20 protein-coding genes and 1 pseudogene are annotated in these 20,624 nt (G+C 67.0%); 4 read left to right on the top strand and 17 right to left on the bottom strand.

Features of this window, described 5'->3' with window-relative positions:
* Positions 1-27 precede the first annotated feature (27 nt).
* Together Q8K49_RS02275 and Q8K49_RS02270 are read left to right on the top strand one after the other, a co-directional pair.
* A complete protein-coding gene (locus Q8K49_RS02275; protein ID WP_304929680.1) occupies positions 28-582 on the top strand; it encodes an ActR/PrrA/RegA family redox response regulator transcription factor in 555 nt (184 codons plus the stop codon).
* A 412-nt stretch (positions 583-994) separates the two neighbouring features.
* Positions 995-1,270, top strand: coding sequence for a hypothetical protein (locus tag Q8K49_RS02270; RefSeq protein WP_305303803.1), 276 nt, complete (start codon positions 995-997; stop codon positions 1,268-1,270).
* Between the two features lie 70 nt (positions 1,271-1,340).
* Here Q8K49_RS02270 and pnp read toward each other — a convergent pair whose 3' ends face one another.
* The 13 genes from pnp to trmB form a co-directional block, all read right to left on the bottom strand.
* Entirely contained in the window at positions 1,341-3,572 is a 2,232-nt protein-coding gene (gene pnp / locus Q8K49_RS02265; protein ID WP_305303802.1) for a polyribonucleotide nucleotidyltransferase, read from the bottom strand.
* Positions 3,573-3,821: 249 nt separating this feature from the next.
* A complete protein-coding gene (rpsO, locus tag Q8K49_RS02260) occupies positions 3,822-4,091 on the bottom strand; it encodes a 30S ribosomal protein S15 (RefSeq protein ID WP_305303801.1) in 270 nt (89 codons plus the stop codon).
* Positions 4,092-4,140: 49 nt separating this feature from the next.
* A complete protein-coding gene (gene truB / locus Q8K49_RS02255) occupies positions 4,141-5,070 on the bottom strand; it encodes a tRNA pseudouridine(55) synthase TruB (protein ID WP_305303800.1) in 930 nt (309 codons plus the stop codon).
* Positions 5,071-5,257: 187 nt separating this feature from the next.
* Positions 5,258-5,728: a 30S ribosome-binding factor RbfA gene (rbfA, locus tag Q8K49_RS02250; RefSeq protein WP_305303799.1), complete on the bottom strand. Its 471-nt coding sequence runs from the start codon at positions 5,726-5,728 to the stop codon at positions 5,258-5,260.
* 59 nt (positions 5,729-5,787) lie between these two features.
* Positions 5,788-6,516 carry a DUF2459 domain-containing protein gene (locus tag Q8K49_RS02245; protein ID WP_305303798.1) on the bottom strand — a complete coding sequence of 243 codons (729 nt, stop codon included), beginning with the start codon at positions 6,514-6,516 and terminating at the stop codon, positions 5,788-5,790.
* Positions 6,495-7,133 (bottom strand): hypothetical protein, encoded by a 639-nt coding sequence (locus Q8K49_RS02240; protein WP_305303797.1) that lies wholly within the window; start codon positions 7,131-7,133, stop codon positions 6,495-6,497. Before Q8K49_RS02240 ends, Q8K49_RS02245 begins: the two co-directional genes overlap by 22 nt.
* Positions 7,134-7,236: 103 nt before the next feature.
* Positions 7,237-7,749 (bottom strand): hypothetical protein, encoded by a 513-nt coding sequence (locus Q8K49_RS02235; RefSeq protein WP_305303796.1) that lies wholly within the window; start codon positions 7,747-7,749, stop codon positions 7,237-7,239.
* Positions 7,750-7,951: 202 nt separating this feature from the next.
* Positions 7,952-10,975 carry a translation initiation factor IF-2 gene (infB, locus tag Q8K49_RS02230; protein ID WP_305303795.1) on the bottom strand — a complete coding sequence of 1,008 codons (3,024 nt, stop codon included), beginning with the start codon at positions 10,973-10,975 and terminating at the stop codon, positions 7,952-7,954.
* Positions 10,976-11,057: 82 nt separating this feature from the next.
* Entirely contained in the window at positions 11,058-11,726 is a 669-nt protein-coding gene (locus Q8K49_RS02225; protein ID WP_305303794.1) for an RNA-binding protein, read from the bottom strand.
* Between the two features lie 18 nt (positions 11,727-11,744).
* Positions 11,745-13,493 (bottom strand): transcription termination factor NusA, encoded by a 1,749-nt coding sequence (gene nusA, locus Q8K49_RS02220; protein ID WP_305303793.1) that lies wholly within the window; start codon positions 13,491-13,493, stop codon positions 11,745-11,747.
* Between the two features lie 3 nt (positions 13,494-13,496).
* The gene (gene rimP, locus Q8K49_RS02215) at positions 13,497-14,039 is read right to left on the bottom strand and encodes a ribosome maturation factor RimP (protein WP_305303792.1); all 543 of its coding nucleotides are present in this window, start codon (positions 14,037-14,039) and stop codon (positions 13,497-13,499) included.
* A gap of 160 nt (positions 14,040-14,199) precedes the next feature.
* Positions 14,200-14,703 (bottom strand): DUF1993 family protein, encoded by a 504-nt coding sequence (locus tag Q8K49_RS02210; protein WP_305303791.1) that lies wholly within the window; start codon positions 14,701-14,703, stop codon positions 14,200-14,202.
* Positions 14,704-14,734: 31 nt separating this feature from the next.
* On the bottom strand, positions 14,735-15,433 hold the full coding sequence (gene trmB, locus Q8K49_RS02205; RefSeq protein ID WP_305303790.1) for a tRNA (guanosine(46)-N7)-methyltransferase TrmB: 699 nt from the start codon (positions 15,431-15,433) through the stop codon (positions 14,735-14,737).
* An 89-nt stretch (positions 15,434-15,522) separates the two neighbouring features.
* On the opposite strand from trmB, the gene Q8K49_RS02200 reads away from it, so the two are divergent.
* On the top strand, positions 15,523-15,771 hold the full coding sequence (locus tag Q8K49_RS02200) for a hypothetical protein (RefSeq protein ID WP_305303789.1): 249 nt from the start codon (positions 15,523-15,525) through the stop codon (positions 15,769-15,771).
* Here Q8K49_RS02200 and metK read toward each other — a convergent pair.
* The 4 genes and pseudogenes from metK to Q8K49_RS14805 form a co-directional block, all read right to left on the bottom strand.
* Positions 15,768-16,967, bottom strand: coding sequence for a methionine adenosyltransferase (metK, locus tag Q8K49_RS02195; protein ID WP_305303788.1), 1,200 nt, complete (start codon positions 16,965-16,967; stop codon positions 15,768-15,770). The two genes, Q8K49_RS02200 and metK, sit on opposite strands and share 4 nt — an antisense overlap.
* Before the next feature lie 57 nt (positions 16,968-17,024).
* A complete protein-coding gene (locus Q8K49_RS02190) occupies positions 17,025-17,477 on the bottom strand; it encodes a hypothetical protein (protein ID WP_305303787.1) in 453 nt (150 codons plus the stop codon).
* Between the two features lie 25 nt (positions 17,478-17,502).
* Positions 17,503-17,631: a hypothetical protein gene (locus tag Q8K49_RS02185; RefSeq protein ID WP_305303786.1), complete on the bottom strand. Its 129-nt coding sequence runs from the start codon at positions 17,629-17,631 to the stop codon at positions 17,503-17,505.
* 378 nt (positions 17,632-18,009) lie between these two features.
* Positions 18,010-18,150, bottom strand: a pseudogene (locus tag Q8K49_RS14805) (helix-turn-helix transcriptional regulator); the annotation flags it as partial.
* Positions 18,151-18,458: 308 nt separating this feature from the next.
* On the opposite strand from Q8K49_RS14805, the gene Q8K49_RS02180 reads away from it, so the two are divergent.
* Entirely contained in the window at positions 18,459-19,634 is a 1,176-nt protein-coding gene (locus Q8K49_RS02180; RefSeq protein ID WP_305303785.1) for a site-specific integrase, read from the top strand.
* Positions 19,635-20,624 lie beyond the last annotated feature (990 nt).

Raw genomic sequence — 20,624 nt, 5'->3', positions numbered from 1 at the left:
CCGACTTGAGCCTGCAGGAGAACGCCGATGCCCGACGCTGAAGACCGGATCGCCGCCCTTGCGGACAAGACCCTGCTGGTGCTCGACGACGACAACGCCCTGCGCACCCGGCTGGGCCGCGCGCTGGAGAGCCGGGGGTTCACCGTCACCCTCGCCGCCTCGCTGGCCGAGGCCTTCGAGGCGCTGAAGACCTCGGTTCCCGCCTTTGCCGTGCTGGACATGCGGCTGGAGGACGGCAACGGGCTGAAGGTGGTCGAGGCCATCCGTGACCGTCGCGAGGACGCCCGTATCGTCATGCTGACCGGCTATGGCGCCATCGCCACGGCCGTCGCGGCGGTCAAGGCCGGGGCGGTCGACTACCTGCAAAAGCCCGCCGACGCCGACGACGTCGTCAAGGCCCTGCTGGCCACCGGCGAGGCCCCCGAGCCGCCCGACAATCCGATGAGCGCCGACCGGGTGCGCTGGGAACATATCCAGCGGGTCTATGAGCTGTGCGACCACAATGTCTCGGAGACGGCGCGGCGGCTGGGCATGCACCGGCGGACGTTGCAGCGGATCCTGGCCAAGCGGGCGCCGCGGTAGGGGTAGAACGAGGTCGAAATCGGGGTCGCGCATTTACCCGCCCAGACGCTTGTCATCCCGGCCGAAGCGGAGCGGAGAGCCGCGACGACTCGGCCCACGATGCCCACCGCCCGGACGGCCGTGGCCGAGCCGGGCGAAGGCCTGACCGTTCCCGTCTCGGACCCACCCGTGCTCCGGGTAAGCTGGCGCTTCCCGGAGCCACATGGAGCACCGCGTGTTCGTCCCGGCTCTCCGCTCCGCTTCGGCCGGGATGACAAGTGCGCAAAACCCGCACCCCGAGGGGCCCTATGGTCATCTGTCGTCTGAGCGGTCGAGCGGGTTGGATGTCGATGGAACCTGGCGACCCGTTGCGCGCCTGAGGCGTCAGTGCGACGTTGCACAAGGGCAACCGAGCCACCGTCTTGGCGACGTCATGAAGAACAAATCAGGCCGATCAATCTGGTTCAGGCGGTACTTCGGCGGCGGATTCTATCCGTCTACGATCGAAGGCTTCACGCTTCTTTTGGGCGGGCTCGCGGTGGAGCTTGGCCTTGGCTTTGGCGGTAATTGGCTAATGAAGGCAGATTCTCTGGATGGTCTGGCAGGCTTGGTGCTGCCGCTCATTGGGCTCGCCGGCATCGCCTTGATGTTCATCGTCTTCGTGGGCGTTATCATCGTCGCGTATCGCCATAGCGGGCCGCCGGGCTAAGCGCTCACAAGAAAAAAAGGCCCCGGTGTCTCCACCGGGGCCTCCTTCAGTTCAGACGTGACGCCGCGTCTTAACGACGGCTGCGGCCGCGGTCGCGATCGCCACCGCCGCCTTCACGCTTGGGACGGCCGCCGGTGTCGTCCGACAGGGCCGGCTCGCCGCGTTCGGCGCGTTCGGCGTTGATCTTGTCGGTGATGTCCTCGCCGGTGGTCTGGTCGACGACCTTCATCGACAGCTTGGTCTTGCCGCGATCGTCCATGCCGAGGAACTTCACTTTGACTTCCTGGCCTTCGCTCAAGACGTCGGCCGGGTTGGCGACGCGTTCCAGCGAAATCTGGGACACGTGCACCAGGCCGTCCTTGGCGCCGAAGAAGTTCACGAAGGCGCCGAAATCGACGACCTTCACGACCTTGCCCGAATAGATCATGCCGGGCTCGGGCTCGGACACGATGGACTGGATCCAGGCCTTGGCCGCGTCGATCTTCTCCTGGTCCGAGGCGGCGATCTTGACCGTGCCGTCGTCGTCAATGTTGATCTTGGCGCCGGTCTTTTCAACGATCTCGCGGATGATCTTGCCGCCGGTGCCGATGATGTCGCGGATCTTGTCGGTCGGAACCTTGATCGACTCGATCTTGGGCGCGTACTCGCCCAGCTCGCTGCGGGCGCCGTCGATGGCCTTGTCCATCTCGTCGAGGATGTGCAGGCGGCCGGCCGAAGCCTGGGCGATCGCCTTGCGCATGATCTCTTCGGTGATGCCCGCGACCTTGATGTCCATCTGCAGCGAGGTGATGCCTTCGCGCGTGCCGGCCACCTTGAAGTCCATGTCGCCGAGGTGATCTTCGTCACCCAGGATGTCGGACAGGATGGCGAACTCGCCCGAGGGCTCGAGGATCAGGCCCATGGCGATGCCCGAGACGGGGCGAACCAGCGGCACGCCCGCGTCCATCAGCGCCAGCGACGAACCACAGACCGTGGCCATCGAGGACGAACCGTTGGACTCGGTGATCTCCGACACCAGACGGATGGTGTAGGGGAAGTCTTCCGACGACGGCAGCATGGGGCGGATCGCCCGCCAGGCCAGCTTGCCGTGACCGATTTCCCGACGGCCCGCGCCGCCCATCCGACCGGTCTCGCCGACCGAATAGGGAGGGAAGTTGTAGTGCAGCAGGAACTTCTCTTTGTAGGTGCCGCTCAGGGCGTCGACGTATTGCTCGTCCTCGCCGGTGCCGAGGGTGGCGACCACGATGGCGTGCGTTGCACCGCGGGTGAACAGGGCCGAGCCGTGGGTGCGCGGGAAGACGCCGACTTCCGAGACGATGTCGCGGACCTTGTCGAGGGCGCGGCCGTCGACGCGGTGGCCGTTGTCGATGATGTCGCGACGCAGGACGTGGGCTTCACATTCCTTGAAGGCCGCGCCGAACTTGGCGGACTCGACGCCGTCGGGGTTGTCGTCGGTCTTGACCAGCTTGGCGGCGGCGGCCTTCTTGGCCACATCGACGCCCGTGCGGCGCTCGTATTTGCCGGCGTGGGTGTAGGCGGCCTTGATGTCCTCGCCGACCAGCTTCTGGATCGCGGTGACGACGTCCGAGTGATCCTCGGCCTGGAAGTCGAAGGGCTCCTTGGCGGCGTGCTCGGCCATTTCGATGATGGCCTCGATCACCGGCTGCATGCCGCGATGCGCGAACATCAGGGCGTTGAGCATGATGTCTTCCGACAGCTCTTTCGCTTCGGATTCGACCATCATCAGGGCGTCCTGGGTGCCGGCGACGACGAGGTCGAGCCGGCTGTCAGGCATCTGGTCGAGGGTCGGGTTCAGCACGAACTCGCCGTCGATATAGCCGACGCGCGCGGCGCCGATCGGGCCCATGAACGGCACGCCCGAGATGGTCAGGGCGGCCGAGGCGGCGACCAGGCCGACCACGTCCGGGTCGTTCTCCATGTCGTGCTGCAACACGGTGACGACGACCTGGGTCTCGTTCTTGAAGCCCTTGACGAACAACGGGCGGATCGGGCGGTCGATCAGACGGGAGACCAGGGTCTCCTTCTCGGTCGGACGGCCTTCACGCTTGAAATAGCCGCCCGGGATCTTGCCGGCGGCGAAAGTCTTTTCCTGGTAGTTGACGGTCAGCGGGAAGAAATCCAGGCCGGGCTTGGGCGCGCGGCCGTAGACGACGGTGGCGAGGACGACGGTCTCGCCGTAGGTGGCCAGAACAGCGCCGTCAGCCTGACGGGCGATGCGGCCCGTTTCCAGGGTCAGCGGGCGGCCGGCCCAGTCGATCGTCTTGCGTTTGATATCGAACATGTTTCGTCTTTCGTATCCTGGGGGCGGATTCCGCCCAGGCTCCCAAAAATTTGGGTCCCATCAGTGGGTGGAGCGTCGGGCGTTCAGTCCTTCGGTCCATGGGCCGCCGCGCCATCGCGGAAGCCCGGGAGAAGAGGACCGGTATGGCCCTCGCGTCATGCGCCGATACATCCGGCGGCGCGCCGGTCTCTGGATGCGGAAAGAGGCGCGGGCGTGGCCCGCGCCTCGAAACTGTTCCGCGATCTGCGCCTAGCGGCGCAGGTTCAGCTTGCCGATCAGCGCCGTGTAGCGCTCGCGATCGACCTTCGACAGGTGGTCAAGAAGGCGACGACGCTGCGAGACCATCTTGAGCAGTCCGCGGCGCGAGTGGTTGTCCTTCTTGTGGGTCTTGAAGTGGTCGGTGAGGTTGGCGATGCGTTCCGAAAGGATCGCGACCTGGACCTCGGCCGAGCCGGTGTCGCCTTCGGTGCGGGCGTTGTCGGCGATGACTTCGTTCTTGCGTTGGGCCGTAATCGACATCGGGAGTCCTTTCCTTGCCCTACCGCGCTTCGCGCTACTTGAGGGCAGGCTAGAGGTTAAAAACGCGGTCGGGTTCCAGCCGGCCGGCCCGCAACTGACCGAGAGCGACGAGGGTCTGTCCCTGGAAGGCTGAAACGGTTCTCGAGCCGTCCCGAAGGCGGCCCTTGAGCGTTTCGACCTGTCGGGGGAGCAGAACGATCGGTCGTCCCTGACGAAGCGAGAAGGCGTCCTGTTCCGTCACGGCCAGCTCCGGGATGTCGTCCAGGGCGGTCGCAACGGGAAGCAAGCCTTCCGAGGCGGCGTCCCTATGCACCAGATCGGTCAGGAAATCCAGCGACACGGCGTTTTCCGTCGAGAACGGTCCGACCCGCTCGCGCCGCAGGGCCGAAACGTGCCCTTCGGTTCCGAGCACGGCGGCCAGATCGCGCGCCAGTGAGCGCACATAGACGCCCTTGCCGGTGCGGATGGTCAGCTCGATATGGTCCGCGTCGGGGCTGTCGGAGACCGCGGCCTCGTGGATCATCACCCGGCGGCTGGCCAGTTCGAACTCGGCGCCCTCGCGGGCCAGGTCATAGGCGCGCTGGCCGTCGACCTTGATGGCTGAGAACTGCGGCGGGACCTGATCGATCTCGCCGACGAAGGTCGGCAGGGCCGCGCGCACCGCCTCTACATCGGGGCGGACGTCGGAACGGGCGGTGATCTCGCCCTCGCGGTCGAGGCTGTCCGTTGAAACGCCCCAGTTGATGGTGAAGCGATAGACCTTCTCCGCCTCCATCATGAACGCGACCGTCTTTGTGGCCTCGCCGAGGGCGATGGGCAGGATGCCGGACGCCAGCGGATCGAGGGTGCCGGCGTGGCCCGCCTTCTGCGCGTCGAACAGGCGGCGGACCTTGGAGACGGCTTCGGTCGAGCCCATGCCGAACGGCTTGTCGAGACAGACCCAGCCGTTGACGAGCTCGCCCTTCTTGCGGCGGCCCACTACACGAACTCCTTCCCCCCTTGCGGGGGAAGGTGGCAGGCGAAGCCTGACGGATGGGGGGTGAGACGCCGCCCTGTCCGGTTAGAGGAATTTTTTGACAGCCTGGCGATGGAAACAGCCCCCCCATCCGACCCGCTTCGCGGCCCACCTTCCCCCGCAAGGGGGGAAGGACCGGGAGAAACGGCCGTCACTTCTCTTCCCCTTCCGCGTCGTCGTCCTCGAACGGCGACACATAGACATCAGCGCGGACGCGGGGGTCGTCGAGCAGCCGGTTCAGCCGCTCGGCGGCGGCGAAGCTCTCGTCGTGGCGGAAGCGCAGGTCGGGCGTAAAGCGCATGTCGATATGCCGCCCCAGCGCGCCGCGAAGGAATTTGGCGTGGACGTTCAGCGCCTTGACGATCTCGTCGATCTGGCCGGCGACCGGCGCGGTCTCGACGCCGGCGCCGAGCGGTTCGACGAAACAGGTGGCGTGTTTCAGGTCGGGCGACAGCCGCACCTCGGTGACGGTGACGGATACGCCGACGAGGGCGTCGTCGCGGATTTCGTTCTCGCGCATGACCTCGACCAGGGCGTGGCGGATCATTTCCGAGGCCCGCAGCTGGCGCTGGCTGACCGTGCCGGCCTTGGCGGCGGGCTTCCCGGGTTTGCGGTTGCTCATGGGAACTCCTGTCGCCCGCCGGGGATCGGACCCGGTCTGGAAAAGCGAAGGGGCGGGGTCTAGTCCCGCGGGGCCGTCCTGTCCAATTGCGCCCGCTCGATCGTGGCCATGACCTCGGACGAGGTGATCGACCTGAGCGGTCGCGCCGGCAGGCCCGCGGCGTTGAGCACACCCGCGCTCCAGTGGTTGCAAAGTCGTCCGATCCAGAAATGCTCGTGGCTGGCGAAGAAGCGGGCGTCGTCGTCGGCGCGGGCGGCGGCGATGCTGGCGCGACCGTCCTCGAGTTCCAGCGAGGCCTCGATATGGTCGGCCATTGCCTCAAAGCCCGCCGCGGAGAGGCGGAGCGACCGGCGGCGATCCGCAGCGACCAGAGTTTTAGGATCGGCCTGTGCAGGGTCGAGCATAATCACCGAGGCGTTGCCGGGCCGGAAGAAGGCGCGCGCCCCGTCGGGAAGGCGGTCGCCGATTGGGCTCTGGTCGACATAGAATCTGGCGTCGCCCCAGCCGATCAGGACCCAGTCGCCGGCCGGCAGGCCGCGCACGGCCTCGGCCAGCGGTCCTGTCCGCGCCTCAAGCGCCGCGCGTGGCACGGCCAGGTCGGTGTGGAAGCCGTTGTCCAGCACATGCACCTGAACCCCCGCGTCCGTCGCGGAAGCGGGCCACAGGGCCGGATCGCCAGGCGCGGTCCAGGTCCACAGGGCGGCGAGCGCGCCGAGGGCCACGGCGGCGACCAGAGGCCCGAGGCCGTATCCCTTCGACCGGCGCTTCATCGAGCCTTGAGCCGCCATGCGCCGCACAGGGCCGCGACCGGCGCATCCGGTCCCGGCCGGGCCGCGGCGCGGAACAGCATCAGGTCGACACGGTCACGGCGATGCAGCAGGGCGATCAGGCCCGGCGTCTCGCCGCCGCACAGGGCCGAGGACTTGGCGGGGTCGCCGCGAGTAACGGAGATGACGCGGCGCAGTTCGATCTGGGCGTCGGCGGGCGCCTCCAGTCGGTCGGCGAACGTCTGGCCGAAGACGAAATGCTCGCGTCCGGCGGCGATCCGCAATGGGGTGGTCCGGAAGCTTTCGCCCGTATCGAACCGCACCATGGCGCCGGCGAAAGCGGCGCCGCCCAAGGCCGCGCGCGCGGCGTCGTCAGCCGGTCCGAATTCGCCGGCCAGCACCGCGTCGGTCGATGCGGCGACCATCGGGTTCCCGTCGTCGGCGAGGACGGCCCTTAGCCCGGTCAGGCCGTCCGCCTCGCCAGAGGGCAGTCGTCCCGCCCAGCCCGCCACCCGCACGGCGGCGGGCGCCGCGTCGTCGCGGATCGCCTGCCAGGCGGCCACGGCCTGTTTCTGTTCGATAGCCAGCAGGAACAGCACCAGGCACAGGAAGGCCAGCGCGCCGGCGAGGCCTTTCATGCCCGTCTGTCGCGGGGCGGTGCTGCGAATTTCGGCGGCCGTCATAGCCGCAACCCTAGCGGGGGTGTGTGACGGCGGGAATGACTATCGCGCCACAGGTGCGTCAGGGAGTGGGAAGGCGGGCGTCATCGCCGGGACCGCTCGCGGGCGGCATGGCCCATTCGCCGCGCCAGTTGTAGGACAGCTGGACACAGTGGCGGTAGCCGCCGTCCGCCCAGCGCCCGACCGCATGCACGGTCATAGGCCGGCCCAGCCGGACCCGGCCCAGCACCATCCAGGCCTCTTCCGCGCCGGGGCACAGGGCCCGGCTCAGACCCCGGCCGCCGCCTTCCGGCGTGATCGTATAGACAGAGGTTTCGCGCGAACCGGCGGGCAGGGCCTGCCGCACAGCGTCGGGACCGCCGCGCCGGATATCGGCCGAGCCCCGGTTGGAGGTCGAGATAATGCGCCGCACGCTGATGGCGCCGAACAGGCCGCGGTCGGCCTCCAGCGTGATGCCGCGCGTCAGGGCCTGGGTGACCCGGTCCGAGGCGTCATAGGCCAGATAGCGCGTCTCGGCGGCGGCTGATCCGGCGACGGCGGAGAAGGCGAGCAGGGAGATCAGGAAAGGACGCATGATGCGTTGATCCTCGACGGATAAGGCGAAACGGCGGCGGAGCGTCTCCCTCCCCTTCGTGGGGAGGGACGGCGAGGCGAAGTCGAGCCGGGGTGGGGTACGCCAGTCCCGAACCGGTGCCGCCCGGCTTCGCAATTCCCCACCCTGTCGACGCTGTGCGCCGACATCCCTCCCCACTTCGGGGGAGGGAGAATCAGTCGCCCTAGTCCAGCGTGCGCTTGATCTCTTCGACGGTGAAGCACTCGATGTAGTCGCCGGCCTTGATGTCCTGGAAGCCCTGGAAATGCATGCCGCATTCCTGGCCCGACGGGACCTCGTTGACCTCGTCCTTGAAGCGTTTGAGCGTGGTGAGCGTGCCCAGTTCCAGAACCACGACATCGTCGCGGATGATCCGGACCTTGGCGCCCTTGCGGACCACGCCTTCGGACACCCGGCAACCGGCGATCTTGCCGGTCTTGGAGATGTCGAACACCTGCAGCACCGCCGCATTGCCCAGGAAGGTTTCCCGCTGAAGCGGAGCCAGCATGCCCGAGAGCACGCCCTTAATGTCATCGAGCAGGTCGTAGATGATCGCGTAGTACCGAATCTCGACACCCTCGCGCTCGGCCATGTCGCGGGCCTGTTTCGAGGCGCGGACGTTGAAGCCGAGGATCGGGGCGCCGGCCGACTTGGCCAGCTGGACGTCGCTTTCGGTGATGCCGCCGGCGCCGGACATGACGGTGCGCGCGCGGACCTCATCATTGCCCATCTTGTCGAGCGAGCCGACGATGGCCTCGGCCGACCCCTGCACGTCGGCCTTGATGATGACCGGCAGTTCCGAGACCTTCTTGGACTGCAGCTTGGACATCATGTCGACCAGCGAGACCTGGTTGATGCCGCCCGTGGCCTTCTCGCGCTTGATGCGATCACGATATTCGGTCAACTCGCGGGCGCGAGCCTCGGATTCCACCACGGCGAGGGGTTCGCCGGGGCTGGGGGCCTCGTTCAGGCCGAGGATCTCGACCGGAACCGACGGACCGGCCTCGGTCAGTTGTTCGTTGCGCTCGTTCAGCAGGGCGCGGACCTTGCCCCACGCCGAGCCGGCCACGACGATGTCGCCCCGCTTCAGGGTGCCGCGCTTGACCAGAACCGTCGCGACCGGGCCGCGGCCCTTGTCCAGCTTGGCCTCGATGACCACGCCTTCCGCCGAGCGTTCGGGATCGGCCTTCAGGTCCATGACCTCGGCCTGTAGCAGGATGGCCTCAAGCAGGCCGTCCAGATTGGTGCGCGCCTTGGCCGACACCTCGACGATCTGGGTGTCGCCACCCAGGGCCTCGCCGATGATCTCGTACTGCAGCAGCTCGTTGACGACCTTCTGCGGATCGGCGTCCGGCTTGTCGATCTTGTTGACCGCCACGATGATCGGGGCCCCGGCCGCCTTGGCGTGCTGGATGCTTTCGATCGTCTGGGGCATGACGCCGTCGTCCGCCGCCACCACCAGGATGACAATGTCGGTGACATTGGCGCCGCGCGTCCGCATGGCGCTGAAGGCCGCATGGCCGGGCGTGTCGAGGAAGGTCACGGCCAGACCGTCGGCCATCTTCACCTGATAGGCGCCGATGTGCTGGGTGATGCCGCCGGCCTCGCCCGCGGCAACGTCCGTGGTCCGAAGCGCGTCGAGCAGAGACGTCTTGCCGTGGTCGACGTGGCCCATGATGGCCACGACCGGCGCGCGTGGCGTAACCGCCTCGTCGTCGATCGCGTCGGACAGGAAGCCCGTTTCGATGTCGGACTCCGAGACGCGCCGCACGGCCATGCCGAATTCGTCGGCGACCAGCTCGGCCGTATCGGTGTCGATGACGTCGTTGATCTTCATCATCAGGCCCTGCTTCATCAGGAATTTGATGATGTCGACGCCACGCACGGCCATCCGGTTGGACAGCTCCTGCACGGTGATGACGTCCGGAATGATGACTTCGCGCGGACGGTTCGGCGCATCGGTGGAGCCGCCCTTGCGCTTTTCCTTCTCGCGTTCACGGGCCCGGCGGACCGAAGCCAGCGAGCGCATCCGCTCGGCGGTGTCGCCATCACCGGCGACGGACTGAATTGTCAGGCGGCCTTCGCGGCGCTTGGGTTCGCCGCGGGTGCGGCTGACAGCCTTGCCTGCGTCCGAGAAGCGCTTGTCGCGATCGTCCTCGGGCTTCAGCGGGCGGGCGAAACCGCCGCCGGGTGCACGGCTGGGACGGGCGACCTCGGCCTGGGCCGGGGGCGCGTTCGGGGTCGGACGGCCGCCGGGGCCGGTGCGCGGACCCGGACGGGCGGCGCCCGGTGCGGGGCGCGGGGTCAGGGCCGAATAGCGGACCGGCTCGGCCGGCCGGCCGGCGGCGCCTGACGGACGGGCCGGCGCGGGGCGGTCGGAATAGGCGCGTTCGCCGCCGCCCATGGCTTCTTCGCGGGCCGAGCGGCCGCCGAAGGCGGGCCCGGCGGGCGCGCGAGAGGGGCTGGGGGCCTTGGGTACGCGTTGACCGAAATTGACCACCGGACGGGCCGGCGGGGCCGGACGGGCTGGAACTGGAGTCTGGGCGGCGGGCGCGGGGATCGGAGCGACGGCCTCGACCGGAGCCGGAGCCGGGGCGACCGGCGCCACCGGAGCAGGCGTCGGCGCAGCGGCTGCGGGTGCGCGCCTGGTCGGGGCGGGAGCGGGCGCGGCGGCGGTCAGTTTGGCGGCCTCGGCGCGGGCGGCCTCGGCGGCGGCGCGGGCGGCGGCGGCCTCAGCCTGGGCGGCGTTGGCTGCCTCGGCGGTGGCGGCGGCCTGTTCATGCGCGGCCTGGTCGCGGCGCGCCTGTTCGGCGGCGGCGGTCTCGGCGCGCTGGGCCTGGGCCTGGGTAGCCGTTTCGATGGCGCGGCGGCGGGCTTCCTGTTCCTCGTTCGACAGGCGGCCGCCGGCGGGGCCGGCCGGCGCGGCCGAACGCGGCGCCTGGGGCGCGGGCGCATCGGTGCGGGGACGTGCGGCGACGTCGAAGCCCTGCGGGCGTTGATGGCCCGGCACGGCGCCGGCGCGGCGCTTGGTCTCGACCACCACGGTCTTGGTGCGGCCGTGGCTGAAGCTCTGGCGAACGGTGCCGGTCGAAACTGACCCCGCCTGCCGGGGCTTCAGGCTCAGCGGCGCCCGCGGACCCGTCGTGGACGGGGTTCCGGTGGGCGCCTGCGTTGCGCCGTCGTTGGTCTTGTCGCTCTCGTCAGTCATCCGGTCGCTTTACTGGGGACAGCGGGTGATCCGCCGTCGTCTCGTTCAAACACAAAAAGCCGCGCGTCGCCCTGCCCCCAAATCAGGGAGCAGAACCCCGCCCGTCCAAAACCTTGTTCGGCATCTCAGCCGGCTCAACGCCCCACTCCGGGGGCAGAAGCGGTCGAAATCCCGCCAGTCGTTCGACCTCTATGGTCCAGCGATCGGCCCGCCCGCCCTCAAGCAGGACGGCGTGTATCGCATTTTCCAGCCCAAGGGCCAAACTCAAATCGTCCGCGGTGAAGACGCCGCAGACTTTCGGGCGCGGCGTCATGTGTTTCGCCAGCGAAAGCAGCTTGCCGCGGCCGTCCGCGGACCCGTCCGCCGCCTCGATGATCCAGGCGGTCTTGCCCGAACGCACATTGGCGAGGGATTTTTCGAAGCCGGAGATGAGCACGCCCTCGCGCCGGGCAAGCCCCAGCTGGTCCAGACAGCGTCGGAACAGCAGGCTTTCGACCGTGTCAGCCAGGTCGGTGGCCGGCTTCATCGGCGCCTTGGCCGCGCGCGAGAACAGGTTCTTCTTCACCGCCGCCTCGATGGAGGCGCGGTCGGCGGCGACCCACAGGCCGCGGCCCGGCAGCTTGCGCGCCAGGTCGGGGGCGACCGAACCGTCCGGAGCGGCGACGAAGCGGATCAGGCGAGATTCGTCCATGACCTGGTGGGTGACCAGGTCGCGTCGCTCTCTATCGATCGTCGCTTCGCGCAGACTCATGAACGATCCGGCTTTCCATCACGCGTCGGAGGTTTGTTCGGGGTCCTCGGCGAGAACCTCCGCGTCGTCGTCGGCGGCCACGCCCTCATCGCCTTCCGGCGCGTCGGCGAAGACGGCGTCGGCGTCGTATTCGCCCTCGGCCAGTTCTTCCTCGTATTCCGGCTCCGGCGGTTGCGGCAGTTCCGAGGCGTCGATCCAGCCCGCGGCGACCCGGGCCTGCAGGATCAGCATTTCGGCCTCTTCCTGGGCCAGGTTGAAGCTCTCCAGAACGCCCGGAACCTTGGTCCGTTCGCCGTTCCTGACCTCATAGCCGCCGCGGATTTCGTCGGTCGCCAGATCAGCCAGATCCTCGACCGTCTTCACGCCGCCCTCGCCCAGGGCGACGGCGATGGCCCCGGTGACGCCCGGTACGGCCATCACCTCGTCCAGCACACCCAGTTCGACGCGTTTCGCATCGAGGATGGCGGCCTGACGGTCGAGGAAGTCGCGGGCGCGGGCCTGCAGTTCCTCGGCGGTGTCCTCGTCGAAGCCTTCGATGTCGGAGATTTCATAGGGTTCGACGAAGGCCAGGTCTTCCACCGTGGCGAAGCCTTCGGTGACCAGCAGCTGGGCGATGACTTCGTCGACGTCCAGGGCTTCCTGGAACAGGGTGGTGCGTTCCGAGAACTCGCGCTGGCGGCGCTCGGAATCCTGGCTTTCGGTGATGATGTCGATCTGCCAGCCGGTCAGCTGGCTGGCGAGGCGGACGTTCTGGCCGCGGCGGCCGATGGCCAGCGACAACTGCTCGTCCGGCACCACGACTTCAACGCGGTCGGCTTCTTCGTCGAGCACGACCTTGGAGACCTCGGCCGGGGCCAGGGCGTTGACGATGAAGGTGGGCTCGTCGTTGTTCCACTGGATGATGTCGATCTTCTCGCCCTGCAGTTCGGCGACGACCGCCTGAACCCGCGAGCCGCGCATGCCGACGCAGGCGCCGACCGGATCGATGGAGGAGTCGTTGGACAGCACGGCCATCTTGGCGCGCGAGCCGGCGTCGCGGGCGGCCGCGCGGATCTCGATCACGCCGTCGTAAACTTCCGGCACTTCCTGGGCGAACAGCTTGGCCATGAAGCCGGGATGCGAGCGCGACAGCATGACCTGCGGACCCTTGGCCTCGGCGCGGACGTCATAGATGTAGGTGCGAATCCGGTCGCCGATGTTGAACACCTCGCGCGGGATGGAGTCGTTGCGACGCATGATGCCCTCGCCCCGGCCCAGGTCGACGACGGTATTGCCGTATTCGACGCGCTTGACGGTGCCGTTGACGATCTCGCCGACGCGGTCCTTGAACTCTTCGTACTGGTTGGCGCGCTCGGCGTCGCGAACCTTGCCGGTGACGACCTGGCGGGCCATCTGGGTCTGCACCCGGCCGAACTCGAACGGCGGCAGGTTCTCGACGTATTCCTTGCCGACGAAGGCTTCCGGATCGCGCTTGGAGGCGTCGGTCAGGCGGACCATGGCAGAGTCATTGAACTCTTCCAGTTCGTCTTCCGGCTGCCAGTCGTCGGCGACGATGGTGACGTGACGCGTCAGGGCCATTTCGCCCGACTTGATGTCGATCTTGGCGCGGATGTCGTGGTGGGCGCCGTAGCGCGACTTGGCGCCCTTCTGGATCGCCTCCTCGATCGCCTCGACGACGACCTCCTTGTCGATGTTCTTTTCGCGCGCGACCGCATCGGCGATCTGCAGCAGTTCAAGACGGTTCGCGGAAACGCCGGCTACAGCCATGGTCTAGTCCTCGGTCTCAACAGAGTTGTCGTTACGGGCGGCGCGCTTCTCGGCGCCCGCCTTCATCAGTTCGTCGGTCAGCACCAGTTTGGCGTCGACCAACCAGTCAAACGGGATCAGGGCGGTGTCCTCCTCGCCCTCCAGGTCTATGGCGATACTGTCGCCGTCGGTCCCGGCGATCATGCCCTTGAACCGCTTGCGGCCCTCGATCATGCGGTCGCTTTCCAGCCGCGCCTGATAGCCCTCGAACAGGTCAAAGTCCGACAGGCGGGTCAGCGGGCGGTCGACGCCCGGCGACGACACTTCCAGCAGGTATTCGCCCGCGATCGGGTCGGCGGCGTCGAAGATTTCCGACACGGCGCGGCTCAGTCGGGCGCATTCCTCGACGGCGATGTCGTGATCGCTGGGCCGTTCGGCCATGATCTGCAGCCGCCGGCGCAGGGTGCCGCCCATCAGACGCACGCGCACGATGTCGAGGCCCAGGCTCTCGGCCACGGGTTCGATCAGCTCCAGCAGAGCGCGGTCTTCAACGGTCTTGGCCTTCAATGGGGCTCGGTCCAATAAAAAAGCGGCGGGCCATCCAGGGCCGCCGCTCAAACGGCGCCGTTGGACGCCGGTCTAACGATGTGGGAGGCCGTATAGCGCCGACGGGAGGCTTTGTCAGCCCCCGTCGTCACATCCTGATCGGAACGATCCGAGGTCCGTCTCAGATCAGCTCGATCTGACCGAGGAAGTCGCGCTTGCCCAAGGGGACGCCCGCCTGCCGCAGGATCGCGTAGGCCATCGACAGGTGGAAATAGAAATTCGGCAGGGCGAAGCTGGTCAGATAGCCGGCTCCCTCGAAATTCAGCTCTATACCCGGGAAGCGCAGCTCGATCCGGCGGGTCTCGCCATCGGCGAAGGCCGCGGCTTCCACGCCCTCGACGAAGGCGATCGACAGGGCGACGGTCGCCTTGAGTTCGGCCAGGCTGGTCTCGGCGTCGTCGGTCTTCGGCCACGGCTGGTCGGTCAGGCGCGCGACGCAGCTGCGGGCCGAGAAGGCCGCCATGCGGATCTGGTCGGGGAAGGGGCGCATGTCCGGCGCCAGCCGGGCCTCCATCAGGACCGCCTCGTCCAGACCCGCCTCGACGGCCCGGTCGATCAGGCCGGACAGGACGTTCAGTCCGCGCAGGAACATGGAGGTCGAGAGGGCGTCGAGGGCGAGGCTCATCGGTCAGTCCTTTTTGCAGACGAACCTTCTGCTACGCTTCGCGCACGAAATCCAGAAAGATCGGCGGGGTGTCGCCCAGCTTCTTCTCCTCGTAGCGGGTGACCACATGGTCGGCCGGGGCAATGCGCCAGTCGTCAGCGGTCTCGGCCTGCCAGACCAGACCGGGGGTGCGCTCGAACCGCTCCAGCGCCCAGTCGGCATAGTCCTTCCAGTCGGTGACGAAGCGCAGCCTGCCGCCGGGCTTCAGCAGCCGCGCAATCTCTGCCGCCGTCTCGTCCTGCACCAGCCGGCGCTTGTTGTGCCGCGCCTTGTGCCACGGGTCGGGAAACAGGATCATCACCCGGTCCAGCGAGGCGTCGGGCAGGGCCGTCATCACGTCGCGGGCGTCGTCGGCGTGGATCCGGACGTTGGTCAGCCCGCGCTCGTCGACGTGGCGCAGGGCCGAACCGACGCCGTTCAGGAAGGGCTCGCAGCCTATCATCAGCGTATCGGGATGGCGCGCCGCCTGTCCGGCCAGGTGCTCGCCGCCGCCGAATCCGATCTCCAGCCAGACCGCGGCCGCCCCGGGCATCAGGGCCGCAGGATTGATCGGCCCGGCCTTCGGATCGGGCAGGGCGATACCGGGCAGCAGGGTGTCGAACAGGGCCGCCTGACGCGGCTTGATGGCGCGCGACTTGATGCGGCCGAAGGAGCGGAGCGGGCGGTGGGCGAGATCGTCGGAAGGGGACATGGGCGGCCTTATAGGGGGTCGCGCCGCCAGCGCGAGTCCTTCACAGCGCGCACCGACTCCCCATGTTTGGCAGGCGCAAGGAGCAGGGCATGGCGGACATCATAGGCTGGGGCCTGGGTCTGGCTGTGATCGGGCTGATCGTCTGGGCCACCGTCGCCATGGCGGGCGCCGGCGGCCGGACCGCCGCAAGGCGTCGCGGCGGCGGCGTGCAGATGATGGCGGCTATGCTGTTCGGATTCGGCGCGGCTCTGGACCCGCCGCAACGCCACGTCGCGGAAGCCAAGGATGAAACGCCGAAGGGCTCGCCCGAAACCGGCGAGCCCGAACTGGATGACTAGGCCAGGGCTTTCAGCTGGTCGACCAGATCGGTCTTCTCCCAGCTGAAGCCGCCGTCGGCGTCCGGCGCGCGGCCGAAATGGCCGTAGGCTGAGGTGCGGGCGTAGATCGGCTTGTTCAAGCCCAGATGCTCGCGGATCGCGCGCGGCGTCGCCCCGCCGATCAGGCCCAGGATGTTCGCCTCCAGCACCGCTTCGTTGATCGCGCCCTTGCCCGTGCCATGCAGGTCAACGTGGATGGATTGCGGCTTGGCCACGCCGATGGCGTAGGAAATCTGGATGGTGCAGCGGTCGGCCAGGCCGGCGGCGACGACGTTTTTGGCGAGGTAGCGGCAGGCGTAGGCGGCCGAACGGTCGACCTTGGTCGGGTCCTTGCCCGAGAAGGCGCCGCCGCCGTGCGGGGCCGCGCCGCCGTAGGTGTCGACGATGATCTTGCGCCCGGTCACGCCGGCGTCGCCGTCCGGCCCGCCGATCTCGAAGATGCCGGTCGGGTTGATGTGCCAGACGGTGTTCTCGTCGGTGAAGCCTTCGGGAAGCACCGCCAGAATATGCGGTTTGACGATGTCCGCGACGTCGGCGGAGGACAGGCCGGCGGCGTGCTGGGTCGACAGCACGATCGAGGTGGCGCGCACCGGGACGCCGTCCTCGTACTGGATCGTGACCTGACTCTTGGCGTCGGGCTCGAGCCGCTTGTCGCCGCCGTGGCGAACCTCGGCGAGGCGTTTCAGGATGTTGTGGCTGTACTGAAGAGTCGCCGGCATGAGCTCCGGCGTCTCGTTCGAGGCGTAACCGAACATTATGCCCTGATCGCCCGCGCCCTCGTCCTTGTTCCCGGCGGCGTCGACTCCGACGGCGATGTCCGCCGACTGGCCGTGCAGCCGATTGATGAATTCGAATTTTTCCCAGTGGAAGCCCGACTGCTCATAGCCGATGTCGCGCACGGCGGCGCGAACCGCGGCTTCGATCTCGCCCTGAACGCCCGCCGCCCAGGCGCCGCTGGTGTCCATGATCCCCTTGCCCCGAATCTCGCCGGCGAGGACGACGAGATTGGTCGTCGTCAGGGTCTCGCACGCCACCCGCGCTTCCGGGTCCTTGGACAGGAACAGGTCCACGACCGTGTCGGAGATGCGGTCCGCGACCTTGTCGGGATGGCCTTCGGACACGCTTTCCGAGGTGAAGAGGAAGGATGATCGGGACAAGACGGGACTCCGGGGAGGCGGGAAGGCCGCCAGACATATAAAGATATGTTTATATGTTCAAGTCGCTCGCTGTCGTCGGCTCCATACCGCCGAGGCGCTGGCCGGCGCTTCGCCCGCCAGCCAGCGCTCAAAAGCGCCGGCGGCCTGCAGCAGAACCGCCAGCATGCCGAGGCCCAGCTGGGCGCTCGCCTCCCCCATGGGGGTTACCTCGGGGATCAGCAGAGCGGACAGATGAACACCGAGCACCAGCAGGAGGCAGGCGGAAACCCCCAGCGGCCACCAGCGCTCATACCGCAGGGCCAGCCACAGGAAGGCGCCGAAGAAGGCGAGGTCCAGCAATGCAACGCCCCACCGCAGATCGCCAAAGTGGACGTCGTTGAGCGGCAACTGCAGCATCCAGCTGACCAGCCAGAACAGGGCGCCCAGTCGCTCCGGATGGCCGCCCTTGAGCCAGAGGATCGCCATGGCGGCCAGACTGACGACGAGATACAGCAGGACAAAGGGCGTCATTTCGCGCTCCCGGCGCTGTCGAGCCTCAGGACCGGGCGGATGCCGGGACAACGATGTCGCTGATGGCCTGGGCTTGCGCGGCGTAGGCGAGGACCATGTCGGCGACGGCCTTCATCATGAGGGCGCAAAGCACGACCAGGCCCGCGATGATCATGAGGCGGAGGCCCCAGCCACTTGGCGGCGGCCGGTATCCGAGGCGGCGCTCTGGGCTCCCACCTGCGCCATTACCCACCCCGCGCTCAGGACTTGCTGAAGGAGCTCGCGCGGACCGGCCTGTTCCGCGTCGTCCGCCAACCCCCGCATCAGATGGGCCCGCAGCGGGTCGTCCGTCCCAAGCGGGCTGAACGCGTCCAGCGCCGCTTCCAGATCGTCCCACGTCCAGTGTGGGAGCGTCCTTGTTTGATAACCCATCGCCTGACTCCGCTAGTGCGGATCCAGCAAAGGCGACCTCATCCGGCGCGGCTATGGGGTCTTTCGTAGGGTCTGGTACGTTTCGTTCCAGAAGCGCGAGCCCCGCCTTGCGCCGGTTGACGCCCAGGCGGCGGCAGGCCTCGTGCACGTGCTTCTTGACCGTGGCCTCGGACAGACCCAGCTGCGCCGCGATTTCCTTGTCGGTCTGGAAGGCCGTCAACCTCAGACATTCTTCCTGACGCGCGCTGAGTCGCTGGGCCATCGACCGCTCCGAATACCGCGGCCTAGCTAGGACGTTCCGGACAGGTCGTCCAGATCAACCGATGGTCGTCGACGGGTCGGGAGAGAATGGTGCCGCTTAGGTGACTCGAACACCTGACCCCCGCATTACGAATAACGAGCCCTATCTACGCTAGAAGACGGGCTCCTACGGATAAGTCCGCAAACACAAAGGGTTGGAAGTCCTGAACCCTATCGGGGGCGGCCAGCTACGGGCGTGCACGGGTCCGTATGCTTCCATCTTGCTTCCACATACCCCGACTCGTAGCTCCGATCGCGAAGGAGTTACCCATGCCCATCAGGACCGCCGGCCGCCTCACCAAGACCCTCGTCGACCGAGCTGAGCCAGGCTCTCGGACGTGGGACAGCGAGGTTCCGGGCTTTGGCCTGAGAGTCACCGCTGCGGGCACCAAGAGTTTCATATTTCAGTTTCGCTCGCGCACAAACGAACAAGGCCGGATGGTCATTGGGCGTTACCCCTCGATGACGGTTGAGCAGGCTCGAAAGGCGGCTCGGGAGCATCGGGTGGCCGTTGATCAAGGAGGCAACCCTAGCCGCGAACGACAAGGAGCAAGGTCGGCCGCGACCCTCCGGGATCTCGCTACCTACTACTGTGATGTCTACGGCCTCGACAAAGGGCTTCAGGAACAAACGATCAAGGACGCTAGGAGCCTGCTTAACCGCTTCGCTCTACCCAAGTTTGGCGTGCGCAAGATCGCCGAACTCAAGCCGGGTGACATTCGCGCCATACACAATGAAGCCCGAAAGGGCGCGGGACGTTACCAAGCCAACCGACTGCGAGCGGTCCTGAGCCGCATGTTCACGCTCGCCATCCAAAACGAGTGGCGAACGGACAATCCGTGCAGAGGTGTCGAGAGGTTCCCTGAGGATCAACGCTGGGACTATCTATCTGAGCAGCAGGTCCCGGCCCTCCTGCGTGCGTGCGATCTCCATCACGATCAGCACGCCGCCAACGCAGTGAGGCTTCTCCTTTTCACAGGCGCACGGCTACGCGAGGTGTTGAAGGCGGAATGGGTCCAGTTCGACTTGGATGTCGGGCTCTGGATCAAACCCTCGCATCACACGAAGACCAAGATCCTACATCGACTACACTTGGCCCCAGCCACGGTGATGCTTTTGCAGTCCATGCGAGGCGAAGGCCCGCCATCAAAGTTCCTGTTCCCGGGTCGTGACGGATTAAAGCCCAGGTGCGATCTGAAACGTCCTTGGGCCCAGCTGCTTAAGGCGGCCGATATTGGCCATCACCGCCGCCACGACCTTCGTCGAACCACGGCGAGCTTCATGATCTCAACTGGCTCTGACTTGATGACGGTCGGCAAAGCCCTCGGCCAGACACAAGCATCGACGACACAGCGTTATGCGCAGCTTTTTGAGGACGTTCAGCGGGCAGGTGTGAGCCGCGCCGTCGAACGCATGTCTTCGATGGGCACCAAATCCGCAGCCTAGGTGCGCTCGAGAGACTGCATCCGCGATACTAGGGCGCGGATGTCCGCCAGTTCACGAAGATGTCCTGGAAACCCCGCTGGTCCCCCTGTTCTGCGGGCCTGTAGGTCCAAACTGACGGGTGATCCACGTTATCTGGCGGACAAACTCTGAGGTATCGGAAGATCTCCCCGTGATTTGGCGGACGCGGTCCTCGATCTTCGAGGTATCGCGGATGCTCGAGGGCTGTATGACCCTTTCCTCGCACTGTGGTTGCACTTGACCTATGCCGGGCGTGCCGCATGATGGTCACCCCGTGGGGTGGGGGCGAGGTTGAACTTCTTAAAGCTAAAGACGGATTTCCCGCTTCAGGCGGATTGCATCGCAATGGATCAGCACGGGACTGACGTTGCGATTGGCGGCGAGTCACTTCGCGCGTTGTATGACACCGATCTAGCAACCTTGTCAGACAGCGCTACGGAGCCCGAAATCGCCGCCATCCATGACGAGTTTTGCGTAAAGCATGCCTGCCTTGGAACGAAAATCACGCCGGTGCCCCTTGAGCGGTTTGGTCATGTTATGTCGATGAACAGCTTCCGGCGGTTCGTCGCGAGACCGGGGGCTTCCGCAGGTGGACTGCCCCCTCGCTCAGGGATGATAGGGCCTATCCCCACGCCTCCGATGTCTTCATCCGAAGCCAATGCAATGCTTCTAGCCAGGTTGGAGACCGAGGCTCTGAGGTCAGACGGTGGGGCGATCTGGTGTCTCCAGTCCAAGACCTCGCCGGAACTACCTCTCGCCGACATCGACGTCAGCCTTTTGCCATGTCGATTGGGTTTGAAGCGATCGAAGGAGAGTGACGGCTCTGACGCCAACTGGATCGCTTTCTCGGTCGGCCCGCCGCCAACTGAGTGGCGGAGGCCAACTTTTGCAGATACGACGTGGCCGTTCCTAACGGACTGGAAGCCAGGAGGGCTCACGATGGCCTCGCCGGAATATTCTTGTGGGCCGGGT

It is taken from the genome of Brevundimonas sp., assembly GCF_030682035.1.
In the GTDB taxonomy this organism is placed as follows: Bacteria; Pseudomonadota; Alphaproteobacteria; order Caulobacterales; family Caulobacteraceae; genus Brevundimonas.
This window is presented reverse-complemented; position numbering and strand designations above follow the sequence as displayed.